The organism is Gluconacetobacter sp. (assembly GCF_047721585.1).
Classification (GTDB): Bacteria; Pseudomonadota; Alphaproteobacteria; order Acetobacterales; family Acetobacteraceae; genus Gluconacetobacter; species Gluconacetobacter dulcium.
The window spans coordinates 23,605-33,618 of record NZ_JBDNXE010000041.1; the positions used below are offsets into that span (position 1 = coordinate 23,605).

General features: G+C 61.4%; 18 protein-coding genes. 17 read left to right on the forward strand and 1 reads right to left on the reverse strand.

Annotated elements, in window-relative coordinates:
- Window positions 1-180 precede the first annotated feature (180 nt).
- Complete coding sequence (locus ABF821_RS09675; RefSeq protein WP_415529858.1) at window positions 181-1,005, reverse strand: XRE family transcriptional regulator; 825 nt, start codon at window positions 1,003-1,005, stop codon at window positions 181-183.
- A gap of 102 nt (window positions 1,006-1,107) precedes the next feature.
- Here ABF821_RS09675 and ABF821_RS09680 point away from each other — a divergent pair, with 102 nt between their 5' ends.
- The 17 genes from ABF821_RS09680 to ABF821_RS09760 form a co-directional block, all read left to right on the forward strand.
- Window positions 1,108-1,500, forward strand: a complete 393-nt coding sequence (locus tag ABF821_RS09680; RefSeq protein ID WP_415529859.1) for a helix-turn-helix domain-containing protein — start codon at window positions 1,108-1,110, stop codon at window positions 1,498-1,500.
- Window positions 1,497-2,342 carry a ParB N-terminal domain-containing protein gene (locus ABF821_RS09685; RefSeq protein ID WP_415529860.1) on the forward strand — a complete coding sequence of 282 codons (846 nt, stop codon included), beginning with the start codon at window positions 1,497-1,499 and terminating at the stop codon, window positions 2,340-2,342. Before ABF821_RS09680 ends, ABF821_RS09685 begins: the two co-directional genes overlap by 4 nt.
- Window positions 2,339-2,614 carry a helix-turn-helix domain-containing protein gene (locus tag ABF821_RS09690; RefSeq protein ID WP_415529862.1) on the forward strand — a complete coding sequence of 92 codons (276 nt, stop codon included), beginning with the start codon at window positions 2,339-2,341 and terminating at the stop codon, window positions 2,612-2,614. Before ABF821_RS09685 ends, ABF821_RS09690 begins: the two co-directional genes overlap by 4 nt.
- Window positions 2,611-2,886, forward strand: coding sequence for a hypothetical protein (locus ABF821_RS09695; protein ID WP_415529863.1), 276 nt, complete (start codon window positions 2,611-2,613; stop codon window positions 2,884-2,886). The genes ABF821_RS09690 and ABF821_RS09695 overlap by 4 nt, the downstream gene beginning before the upstream one ends.
- Window positions 2,883-3,341: a hypothetical protein gene (locus tag ABF821_RS09700; RefSeq protein WP_415529864.1), complete on the forward strand. Its 459-nt coding sequence runs from the start codon at window positions 2,883-2,885 to the stop codon at window positions 3,339-3,341. The genes ABF821_RS09695 and ABF821_RS09700 overlap by 4 nt, the downstream gene beginning before the upstream one ends.
- Window positions 3,341-3,829: a hypothetical protein gene (locus ABF821_RS09705; protein ID WP_415529865.1), complete on the forward strand. Its 489-nt coding sequence runs from the start codon at window positions 3,341-3,343 to the stop codon at window positions 3,827-3,829. Before ABF821_RS09700 ends, ABF821_RS09705 begins: the two co-directional genes overlap by 1 nt.
- A 223-nt stretch (window positions 3,830-4,052) precedes the next feature.
- The gene (locus ABF821_RS09710) at window positions 4,053-4,382 is read left to right on the forward strand and encodes a hypothetical protein (RefSeq protein ID WP_415529867.1); all 330 of its coding nucleotides are present in this window, start codon (window positions 4,053-4,055) and stop codon (window positions 4,380-4,382) included.
- Window positions 4,369-6,345 carry a transposase domain-containing protein gene (locus ABF821_RS09715; protein ID WP_415529868.1) on the forward strand — a complete coding sequence of 659 codons (1,977 nt, stop codon included), beginning with the start codon at window positions 4,369-4,371 and terminating at the stop codon, window positions 6,343-6,345. The genes ABF821_RS09710 and ABF821_RS09715 overlap by 14 nt, the downstream gene beginning before the upstream one ends.
- Before the next feature lie 58 nt (window positions 6,346-6,403).
- On the forward strand, window positions 6,404-7,387 hold the full coding sequence (locus ABF821_RS09720) for an AAA family ATPase (protein WP_415529869.1): 984 nt from the start codon (window positions 6,404-6,406) through the stop codon (window positions 7,385-7,387).
- A 17-nt stretch (window positions 7,388-7,404) separates the two neighbouring features.
- Window positions 7,405-7,686, forward strand: a complete 282-nt coding sequence (locus ABF821_RS09725) for a hypothetical protein (protein ID WP_415529870.1) — start codon at window positions 7,405-7,407, stop codon at window positions 7,684-7,686.
- A complete protein-coding gene (locus tag ABF821_RS09730) occupies window positions 7,687-7,929 on the forward strand; it encodes a hypothetical protein (protein ID WP_415529871.1) in 243 nt (80 codons plus the stop codon).
- A gap of 74 nt (window positions 7,930-8,003) precedes the next feature.
- Entirely contained in the window at window positions 8,004-8,204 is a 201-nt protein-coding gene (locus ABF821_RS09735) for a hypothetical protein (protein WP_415529872.1), read from the forward strand.
- A complete protein-coding gene (locus tag ABF821_RS09740; protein WP_415529873.1) occupies window positions 8,204-8,827 on the forward strand; it encodes a DUF3164 family protein in 624 nt (207 codons plus the stop codon). Before ABF821_RS09735 ends, ABF821_RS09740 begins: the two co-directional genes overlap by 1 nt.
- Before the next feature lie 7 nt (window positions 8,828-8,834).
- Window positions 8,835-9,143, forward strand: coding sequence for a hypothetical protein (locus ABF821_RS09745; protein WP_415529878.1), 309 nt, complete (start codon window positions 8,835-8,837; stop codon window positions 9,141-9,143).
- A complete protein-coding gene (locus ABF821_RS09750) occupies window positions 9,140-9,346 on the forward strand; it encodes a hypothetical protein (RefSeq protein WP_415529874.1) in 207 nt (68 codons plus the stop codon). The genes ABF821_RS09745 and ABF821_RS09750 overlap by 4 nt, the downstream gene beginning before the upstream one ends.
- A complete protein-coding gene (locus tag ABF821_RS09755) occupies window positions 9,343-9,804 on the forward strand; it encodes a gp16 family protein (RefSeq protein ID WP_415529875.1) in 462 nt (153 codons plus the stop codon). Before ABF821_RS09750 ends, ABF821_RS09755 begins: the two co-directional genes overlap by 4 nt.
- On the forward strand, window positions 9,801-10,014 hold a 214-nt coding region (locus tag ABF821_RS09760; RefSeq protein WP_415529876.1), incomplete at its 3' end, for a hypothetical protein. The genes ABF821_RS09755 and ABF821_RS09760, both read left to right, overlap by 4 nt.

Here is a 10,014-nt window from a genome sequence, read left to right on the forward strand (position 1 = left end):
CCGACGATGCCGATCAAGAGAACAATAAAAATCAGTAGAAACGGCACCCCTATGAGGAACGCGGCGACTTTCGTTCCGATACGAAAGCTAGTAACCATATCATTCACATATTTTGCGTTCTTTTCGTCTAGGCAACCGGACGTTTTCTTTTCCATTTGATATCAAATCCCTTTCGTCTCTTCAAATGTTCAGATGGAAGCGACCGATGACACGGCCTATCAGGCGCAGCTGAGCAGTGTCGTCTTCGGCGTTCCAGGTCATGCGGCGAATCGGAATATCAAATGACGAATAACGGGGGTTGTCGCTGACGACGCTGAGGGTATCGGGATCTTTGATCGACAGGCGCTTGACCATCAGCAACCCTTGCACCGAGACGACATAGACCGACTGGACGAACGGCGCCGGGGTATAATCGACGAGGATCGTATCTCCGGGATTGATCGACGGTTGCATACTATCGCCCTGGACGCGGACAAAAAAGAGGTTCCGGCTCCACGCGCCAAGCACCGCATTAATGAAGTATCTTGGAACATAGAATGTTTCTCCCCCTTCCCATTCGTGAGGGGGGGTTCCAAAACCTGCCGACGGCTCGGCCTCGAAGAACTTAATCGGTATCTCGTCCCGATTTTCGTCTTTTCTTCCTGCGACAACGTCCGATGTGAACGTGGGTAGGTTCCTGATACGTGTGGCGGCCTCCGTGATTATTTGCGACGAGCGATTGTCGTTGGCGTCTTCGACGCCTTCGGCCAGCCAGTCCAACGACACATCACAGGCCCTAGCCAAGGCGACCATGGCACTGGCCTTCATATCCCTTCCCGCGATGTACCGATTGAGAGTGCCAAACGGCATACCCGCTCGGGCGGCCACCTGAGTGTTTCCTCCAGCGTTCTTCACGGCCGCCCGTAACCGTTCGGCACGCGCCTTCACTTCGTCAAACGCGGCGTCGGGGTTGGAACTAGGAAATTCGCCATTCGGCATATTGTTGTCGCCAATTTTGTTAGACATTTCAGGGAACAACGCTCCATTTGTCTAACATTGCGAATAATTTAAGTTCGGAATTACCATTCGGCGTTGCCGTTCGGATAATCATTCGGCATCCTCTGGCATATGGATCAGACCGTAACATCTGATCCGGTGTTGAAAATAAAGGCCGGTTGGCGCCGGCCTGGTTCGAGCGAGGGGCGCAATATGGCACGAAAGCCGTGCGCAATGCCAATGCATGTCGAAGACATTAAGGCCGAGCTGCGCAAGCGGTATGGCAGTTTGGCTAGCATCAGTCGCCAATTGGGGTTGAACCCCAATGCGTTGACCGCAGCTATCCACAAGCCGGGAAATTCCGTCCGCTCCGAACGGCGCATCGCCGAGCTTCTGGAGAAGGCGCCGCATGAGGTGTTTCCAGACCGTTTCCACAAGGACGGGACTCCGATTTCGCGTGTCGTTGATCGGAAACCTACCTGCCGGATTCCCGACCGTCTTCGTGCAAACGGGGTGGCGGCATGAACGTCAAGAAGGTCAAGCTGGCGGACATCGATCCGCGTATCGATGGGCGTATTCGTCCGGTCGATGATGGTGTCGCCCAGATTTATGCCGAGAGCTTCCTTGAGCGCGGGCAGGATACGGCGATCGAGGTCCGGTATGGCTCGGGTGAGGAAGGCGTGCCGAAGTTCATCCTGGTCGCGGGTGGGCATCGATACAGGGCCGCGCAAATTGCAGGCTGGGATGCGCTGGATGCGGTGATCTCCAAGCTGAATGCCGATGAGGCGCGGCTGAAGGAGATCGACGAAAACCTGCTCAAGCACGAACTGGATGTGCTGTCGCGGGCGCGGTCGCTGTATGAGCGGAAGGAGATTTATCTCAGGCTTCATCCTGAGACGCGGAACGGTGTGAACCAGCATTCAGGGTTTGCAACCGTTGCAAACCCTGCGCCCGCCGTGCCGCGTTTCGCCGTCGATGCGGCAGACAAGATGGGCATCAGCGAGCGGACGATCCACGGATATATCGCCCTGTATCGCGCCCTCCAGCCGGAAACCGTGCGAGCACTTCAAGGCACGACACTGGCCGATGACCGGGCCGAACTGCTCTATATCGGCAAGATCGAGCATGAGATCGAACAGGTCGTGCTCGTCAAGAGAGCCCTGGAAGCCGGGAAGAAGCCCTCGGAACTGGGTGAGGAGAAGGTTGCGCCGATCCCGACCGAGGCGATGTGGCTGGCGATGGGCCGCAAAGCGGCGGCGAAGATCATCAAGATGGATGCGCCGGTCCAGCGGGTTCTGCTGGAGGAGCTGGTCAAGGCTGGGCTGATCTCGCGTGACCAGATCGTGCGGGGGGCGCTCGCATCATGAAGCATCCGGTTTCACAGAATGCCCATGCGCATGATGTGCGGCGGTTTGTCGGGCAGCGTATCAAGGGCGCGCGCGCCCGGCAGGGCCTGACCGCGATCGATCTGGCAACAGATGCGCATGTTTCGATCGGCACCGTGCGCAATGTCGAGAGTGGGGCAACGGAGATCGGGTTCGGCGCGATGCTGGATCTGTTCTGGGCGCTGGATTTCTCGGCTGACGATGTGCTGGCGATCCTGGCTGAGGATGCGCGGGCGCGTGGGGGTGCGGCATGAAGCGGCGCGTCCATACCATGTCTTCGGCGGAGCTTGTCGTGGCGGCCGAACTCATGAACGGCAATTGCGGGGCGATTGTTTCGATAGTCGAGATTTCCGGGTGCGGCAACGTCTGGAATGGCGACCTGATCATGCTGCACGACATCACCGACAGGGATGCTGACGGCGTGGCCCTGGTCAATGTCCTGGAGGTCGTGAGGACGGTCGGCCCTGAGACCGTTCAGGGCTTGCTGCCCGGCTATGGCATGCTGACCCTGAAGAGGGTGGCATGAGCCGCCGTCCCGTGCCGGGACAGTTGTCCCTGCTGGACTGGATGCCGCCGGAGCCGGTGGTGCAGTTCGACGAGCGGCTGATTCGGGCCAATTCGTTCTCGGGCCGGCTGTCGCGGGCCATTTCGATCAGCCTTCAGGAATGCGGGCAGTCTCGCGAGGACGTGGCGGCGCGGATGTCGGCCATTCTGGAGCGGCCGGTCAGCCTGCCGATGCTGAATGCCTATTCGTCGGCGATGCGCGAGGGCCATCAGATCAGTGTGCCGCGTTTCGACGCCCTGGTGCATGCGACGGCGGATCGCCGGCTGCTGGAGTTCATAGCGGAGCCGCACGGCTGGGCAGTGATCGAGCGGCGGTATCTGCCGATGATCGAACTGGCGGCGGTCAGTGAACAGAAAAAAGACCTGGCGCAGCGTGAGCGGATGCTCCGGCGCCAGGCCGTCCGAGGAGTTCGGTGATGCGGGCCGACCTAAATTTCATCCAGAAACAAGTTCTTGATGCCGTGACGGGTCGCATTGGCCTGGGAAACGAAGCCGGCGGCGCATCTGCATTTTGTGGCGGTGAGGCTGCATCGGCGGCCGGCAACGCGAAATCAGAGTTCACGCGGGCAGCGCGAGAGGCAATTCAGGGAAGCCGTAGAAAAATGAAGATCACCGTCAAAAAAGAACCCTCCGACCATTCCTTTCCGGGGAGGATCTCGCTGGATATCTTCGGTCTCATCATTACCGACGATGAGAAGTGTGGGATGCAGGCATTTAATGCCTCGCCTGCACCCGAAGAGGGAGATCCGCTCTCCCTCAATAAGCTCCAGCGGGAGTTCCTTCTGCGGCTTGCTTTATTCGTTCTACGATCAGACCTCGAAGATAGTGGGCAATCTTCGGTATCTCAGTGGATGGAAGGCTTCCAAGCCGGACTGCAATCGTCCCTTCGAGCACAACGACGGTAGAATCCGTCGGAGTGCATGAGTATTTCGCCTCTATTTCCCAAATAATTGCATTCTGGCGAATAACAATGTCTGAAATATTCAAAAATGGATCGTCGTCCTCGTCGAACATAAAGTCGGCTGACATCGAATCCTCCATGGGTGGTTTGGACAGCCCCATGGTGGAACAGGCGGCGCGAGTCTGGCAATTGGCCGGCCGCGCCGCCCAGCCCCGGCAGGTGGCGGCATGAGCGCGGGTGCTGGCAGGCCGGTGCCGACGGCGTTCGAGATGGCGCTGGCGGAGATGCGGGATTGGCATCGCGCCTACAGCGCATGCCGGATCTGGTTTCATGCCCTGGCGCAGGAAATGATCAAGGAACCGGTCGGCATTGCCTGCCTGCCGCCCGATGCTGCGCAGATGATCTACATGATCGCTGTGGATGAGCATTATCTGGTCGATTTCATCGCGCCGCATATCGATCCGGAATGCCGGGACAGCGTCCTGGACCGGCTGCATCAGGAATCGCGTCTGCTTTGCCACCAGCATGGCGAGGGAGGCGACGATGCTGACGCGTGAATGGGCGACCGTTCATGAAATCGCAGATCTTGGTCTGCCGGGCATTCCAGACGCGAGCGCGCTCCAGAAACGTGCCACGCAGCATCAGTGGAACCGGCCGGAATGGCGGAACGTCGCGTGGCGTCCCCGCCAGAAAGCTGGCGGGGGTGTGGAATATCACTACCGCCTGCTGGACCGGGTGGCGCAGCTGGCGTGGATGATGCGGTTTGAGGACGTGTCGGAGACGTCGGAACGTGCGGCGCTTTCTGACGGCGATGCACGGTATGCGGAAGAATGGCGGGCCTTCGCGGGCAAGTCTGAGCGGCAGAAGGCGAAGGCGCTGGAGATCCTGGGGTATCTGGATCGTATCCAGCGGCTGGCCGATAGCGGCCTGACGGTCGAAGAGGCGGTGCATGAGGTGCGTCTGGCGGCCGGTCTGCCGCGCACCACGGTCATGAACTGGCGGCGACGGGTGAAGTTCGTGCCTCGCCCGCACTGGCTCCCGTTCCTTGCACCTGGTCATGTGGGTTGCACCGCGAAGCGGGCGGGATGCGACGAGGCGGCATGGGAGTTCTATCGGTCTGACTTCCTGCGGCCCGAGAAGCGGAACCATGCCGACTGCTACCGCGACCTTCAGGGCGCCGCCGAAGAGAATGGCTGGGTGATCCCCTCGGCCAAGACCCTGATCCGCTGGATCGACGAGATCCCGGCCGACGCGGTGACGCTGGCGCGTAGTGGGCGCGATGCGGTGAAGGCCATGCTGCCGCCGCAGGAACGCGACCGGACGCATATGTATTCCTTGGAAGGGGTGAATGCGGACGGGCACAAGTTCGACGTGTTTGTGCGATGGCCGGACGGCACGATCGCACGTCCGATCATGGTGGCGTGGCAGGATCTGTATTCGAACATGATTCTGTCATGGCGCGTGGACCGGTCGGAAAACACCGACATGATCCAGCTTTCCCTGGGCGACATGGTCGAGAAATGGGGCATCCCGACCAAGGCGTATCTGGATAACGGCCGCGCGTTCGCCTCGAAGCGGCTGACGGGGGGAACGAAGACCCGTTACCGGTTCAAGGTCAAGGAAGGCGACGTCAACGGCGTCATGACCGTCCTGGGTATCGATGTGCATTGGGCGTCGGTCTATTCCGGCCAGTCCAAGCCGATCGAGCGCGGGTTCCGGGACATGGCGCAGAGCATTGCCAAGCATCCGGCCTTCGCGGGCGCGTATGTCGGCCACAAGGTCGATGCCAAGCCGGACAATTACGGATCGTCTGCGGTGCCTCTTGAGCTGTTTCTCAGTGTGCTCTCAGCGGGCATCAAGGAACATAACAGCCGGCCGAACCGGGACACGCTGGTTTGTGGCGGGCAGCGGAGTTTCGAGCAGGCGTTCCGTGAAAGCTACGAGACGAGCATGCCCCGGCGCGTCACGCCGGAGCAGCGTCATCTGTGGCTGATGGCTGCGGAGCAGGTCACCGTCAACAAGAAGGACGGATCGATCCGGTTCATGGGCAACCGGTATTGGGCGGACTTCCTCCATCAGCATCTCGGGGCGACGGTCGTGGTGCGGTTCGATCCGCAGAACCTTCATCTGGACCTGCATGTCTTCGATGCGCAGGGCCGTTTGCTGGGGAATGCGGCAGTGATCGAGCGATCGGGCTTTGACAGCACCGAGGCCGCTGCCGCGACCGGTCAGGCCAAGCGCAAGCTCCAGAAGGCCGCGCAGATGAGGCTGGAGGCCGAACGGGCTCTGACGCCGAAGCAGGTCTTCGATCTGATGCCGAAGCCGAAAGACGATGTGGAAGAGCTGATGCGCACGAAGGTCGTGCGGCCGCTGTTCCCGAAATCTCCCGTCGTCGTCGGCAATACGGTGCTGGCGCATGCGGCATTCGCCGATGAGGACGAGGACGACATGGAGCGGGCGATGGCGATGGAGCGCGCCGAGCGCCGCTATCCCCGCGCCGTTGAAGACGAAGAAGAGTGACGCGGCTTTCGGAACAGCCGCGTCACCAAGGCAAGATTTACAGGGAAGACCTACAGTAATGACGAACGACAACATGAACAATCAGAATATCGGCATCGACGACGATGCGCTGCGGCAGCGGGTGCGCGAGGCGATGGAGGCGCGGGGCATCACGCGTCGGCAGGCGGCGGATGCCATGGGCGAGGCGTATCAGACGTTCTCGGCCTGGCTGAACGGCCAGTATAACGGCGACAACGAGAAGCGCGCGGAAAAGGCCCGTCGGTGGCTGGACAGTCTGGCGCGGCGTGACCAGGAGCGGTCGCTTGTGCCGCCCGTGCCGGGCTTTGTGCAGACGCGCACGGCGAACCGTCTGTTCACCGTTATGGAGGGCGCGCAGTTCGGGCCGGACATGGGTCTGATCGCTGGCAATGCCGGTGTGGGCAAGACCATGGCGATCCGTGCCTATGCCTCGCAGAACAACAATGTGTGGGTGATCACCGCCACGCCCAAGAAGACCAGCCCGAGCGCGATCCTGGACGAGTTGGCGGAGCAGTTGGGTGTGCAGGTGCGCGGGTCGCGCCAGGAGCGCGCGGTGCTGCGTCAACTCTCCGGATCGTCCGGATTGTTGATTGTGGATGAGGCGCAGCATCTGGGTGTGCCCGCGATCGAGATGCTGCGGTCGATCCACGATCAGGCCGAGATCGGGGTGGTGCTGTGCGGCAACGCGCCGTTGATCGGCAAGATCGACGGGCTGGGGCGCACGGCGGACCATGCGCAGATCTTCAGCCGCATCGGGCATCGTCGGCATGTCAACGCTGTGTTGCAGAGCGATGTCTGCCCGATCCTGAAGGAATGGGGGCTGGACGACGACGACGTCATCACCGTGGCCAAGAACATCGCCCAGCGGGAGGGCGCGCTGCGGTCGATGACCAAGGTGCTGCGCAACGCGATGCGCCTGGCGCGGGTCAATGGCCGGGAGGGAGTGACCATGGCTGACATGGAGTCCTCCTGGAAGGTCCACATGACCGGCGAATTCCCCCGCGTCGTCAAGAAGGCGGCGTGAGGATGGACGCCGAGAGCATGGACGTTGTGCAGGCAACGCCGACCGTGATGGACGCGCTGCACGACGCGACCATGGACACGGTCTTCGACGGACCTGAGCGGTTCGATGCCCTGGTGCGGGATCTGCGGGCGATCACGGCCGAGTTCGGGTCGGGCACCGCTGCCGACATGGCGTTTCAGCTTCACAGGTCCTGGGGTGCGCATCCCCGGCCGCGTGAGGCGGTGATTTTGCAATTTCTCGACCGCCTGCCCGGCAGCGTGACCGGGTGTGAGATCGCGGCCGGATTGGAGGGACGGTAGATGCAGGTATTTGCTCAGATCCAGAACTGCACGCGCGATTTGCGCCAGACGGCGTGCGCGCTTCTGGATTTATCCGGACCGGTCACACTGACGGGCGCAGATCTGGCCGCGATCGGGATCGGTCTGATGGACCTGTCGACCAGGATCGAAACCGCGCTCTCCGAGAGTGTGGTTGAGGAGATGCTGCGCGACGCCCATCCGCCGATCGTGATCGATGTCGATTTCGTCGAGGTGCGGCCATGAGGGAACAAGTGCGCCTCGGTGCGCGTGAGTGCGAGGCTGTCGCGCGCGGTGCACTGAGAGGCGCGCAGCTTCGGATGATCGGTGGCGTCGCGGAAACCAACGAACTGCTGGCTGACATCGACGAGCGACTGAAGAGCAGCATCGAGCATTGCAATGCTGGCGCGTTTTCGGCTGCCGCGACGGACGCGGTGGATGCCGCCGCTTATGCCCTGATCTTTGCGACCGCCTTGTGCCTCATGGCGAACAATGTGCCCAGAAAAGAGGAAATGAACTGATGAACGCTATCGAAAAGACGCAGCCTCGGACGCTGACCAACCCGGACGGCCGCGAGATCCCGGTGGGATCGATCCGGCCCGAAATCGTGCTTCAGCACGAACTGGCGGTGGAGATCGCGGCCGATTTCCAGGCGCTGGCAGCGCACAACCTGGCGCAGAAGGCCGCGATCTTCGAGAAGCTGCGGGCCTATCAGGATCTGGTGTTCCAGGAATACGGCGTCCGGGTCGGCGGCAAGTTCAACGGGCTGTCGATCCATGATTTCGCCGACCTGATCGAGATCAAGGCGGACATGCGCCGCTACCAGCAGCTCACGCCGTCGATCGTGGCGGCACAGGCACTGATCAACGAGATTCTGGACGATCTGACCGACGGTGCCTCGGACGATCTGCGCGCCCTGGTCATGCAGGCGTTCGAAAAGGACGAGAAGACGGGCAAGCCCAACGTCCAGCGCATCCTCGGGCTACGGCGGCTGAACCTGAACCATCCTGCATGGTCGGATGCGGTGCGGGCGCTGAACGATTCCGTGGCGCCGGCCGGGTCGAAGATGGCTGTAGTTTGCCGGATCAGGCCGGAGGCCGGCCGGGCGCACGAGCAGGTCGTTGTCGATTTTTCTCGGGTGTGAGGGTGTGATGGTTAGGTTCGATATTTCAGACGAGGACGCCGATCTAGTCAGCCGGATTGCTGACAGGCTCGTTGATGCTCTGGTTAGCCAGGGTATCAAAAAAGCCTCGTGGACCGTGTTCCATCTGGAAACACGGATGGATCTGACGGCGGCGCACGCAAATGGCTGCCCGATGGATTTTGACCTGCTTCTGAACACTGACAAGACCACGCTGATGCACGATGTCGGTGGTATCTCCAGACACTTGGACCGTGACACCGGGACGCTGACAGGGAATTTTCGTCCGCGCACGGCACGGAAGGAGGCTTCCCTATGAAGAATCCCCTTTCGCCTAGCCAGATACGGGCGCTGCACTCCGTTCGTCTCAACGAAGTCGCCGTGTCACGTTCCCGGACGTATTGCTCTCTTGAGGCAAAGGGGCTGGTCGCCATGGGAGGCACCAAGTCGCGTCGTGTCTGGCGCATCACCGACGCTGGCGAGATTATTCTGGCCTGTCACGAACAAGGCGTCGGGTCATGACCCGGCGTCCCCACATGCTCGGCGCCATGCCGAGCAACCCCGCGCGGGGCGCGCTGTATGCGAAGCTGCATATCGCGCGGAAGGAACTGAACCTGGACGACGACAGCTATCGTGCCGTCCTGGTTCGTATCGGCGGTCATTACAGCGCCAAGGATATGTCGGTCGGCCAGATCGAGGCGGTGCTGAAGGAGTTCCAGCGGCTGGGGTGGAAGCCGAAGCCGGCCACCAGTGGGCGGCGAACGCCGGATAGCGCGAAAGCCTATGTGCGCAAGATCCACGCGCTGTGGAACGATATGGGGACGATGCTGTCGTCTGGAGGTTCCGTGGAAGCCCTGCGGGCCTATGTCGAGAAACAGACGGGCGTGTCGGCCCCGGAGTTCCTGCGTGTGGAGCAGGCGATCCAGGTCATCGAAGGGCTCAAGGCGTGGCGGGCGCGCCTGCTGAGGGGGAAATCATGAGCGGCGTAAAGGGCAAGCGCATCGTGTGGACGATCGAGATGCGCGCCAAGGCGGTCGATATGCGCATTGCCGGGGAATCGCTGTGTGCGATCGGGCGCGCGCTTGGCGTGTCGCATGCGGCCGTTCGGTCGATGCTGGAACGGGAGCTGACCACGCCGTTTGACCGGGCGCGGAATCAGGCGCTCCGGCGGGCGTATTCGCCGCGAGGAT

Coding starts and splice junctions, on each gene's coding strand:
- ABF821_RS09725 (WP_415529870.1), top strand. CDS start 7,405: ATGGACGTTGTGCAGGCAACGCCGACCGTGATGGACGCGCTGCACGAC.
- ABF821_RS09695 (WP_415529863.1), top strand. CDS start 2,611: ATGAAGCGGCGCGTCCATACCATGTCTTCGGCGGAGCTTGTCGTGGCG.
- ABF821_RS09685 (WP_415529860.1), top strand. CDS start 1,497: ATGAACGTCAAGAAGGTCAAGCTGGCGGACATCGATCCGCGTATCGAT.
- ABF821_RS09755 (WP_415529875.1), top strand. CDS start 9,343: ATGACCCGGCGTCCCCACATGCTCGGCGCCATGCCGAGCAACCCCGCG.
- ABF821_RS09675 (WP_415529858.1), bottom strand. CDS start 1,005: ATGTCTAACAAAATTGGCGACAACAATATGCCGAATGGCGAATTTCCT.
- ABF821_RS09750 (WP_415529874.1), top strand. CDS start 9,140: ATGAAGAATCCCCTTTCGCCTAGCCAGATACGGGCGCTGCACTCCGTT.
- ABF821_RS09730 (WP_415529871.1), top strand. CDS start 7,687: ATGCAGGTATTTGCTCAGATCCAGAACTGCACGCGCGATTTGCGCCAG.
- ABF821_RS09740 (WP_415529873.1), top strand. CDS start 8,204: ATGAACGCTATCGAAAAGACGCAGCCTCGGACGCTGACCAACCCGGAC.
- ABF821_RS09720 (WP_415529869.1), top strand. CDS start 6,404: ATGACGAACGACAACATGAACAATCAGAATATCGGCATCGACGACGAT.
- ABF821_RS09715 (WP_415529868.1), top strand. CDS start 4,369: ATGCTGACGCGTGAATGGGCGACCGTTCATGAAATCGCAGATCTTGGT.
- ABF821_RS09700 (WP_415529864.1), top strand. CDS start 2,883: ATGAGCCGCCGTCCCGTGCCGGGACAGTTGTCCCTGCTGGACTGGATG.
- ABF821_RS09710 (WP_415529867.1), top strand. CDS start 4,053: ATGAGCGCGGGTGCTGGCAGGCCGGTGCCGACGGCGTTCGAGATGGCG.
- ABF821_RS09680 (WP_415529859.1), top strand. CDS start 1,108: ATGGATCAGACCGTAACATCTGATCCGGTGTTGAAAATAAAGGCCGGT.
- ABF821_RS09745 (WP_415529878.1), top strand. CDS start 8,835: ATGGTTAGGTTCGATATTTCAGACGAGGACGCCGATCTAGTCAGCCGG.
- ABF821_RS09690 (WP_415529862.1), top strand. CDS start 2,339: ATGAAGCATCCGGTTTCACAGAATGCCCATGCGCATGATGTGCGGCGG.
- ABF821_RS09705 (WP_415529865.1), top strand. CDS start 3,341: ATGCGGGCCGACCTAAATTTCATCCAGAAACAAGTTCTTGATGCCGTG.
- ABF821_RS09735 (WP_415529872.1), top strand. CDS start 8,004: ATGATCGGTGGCGTCGCGGAAACCAACGAACTGCTGGCTGACATCGAC.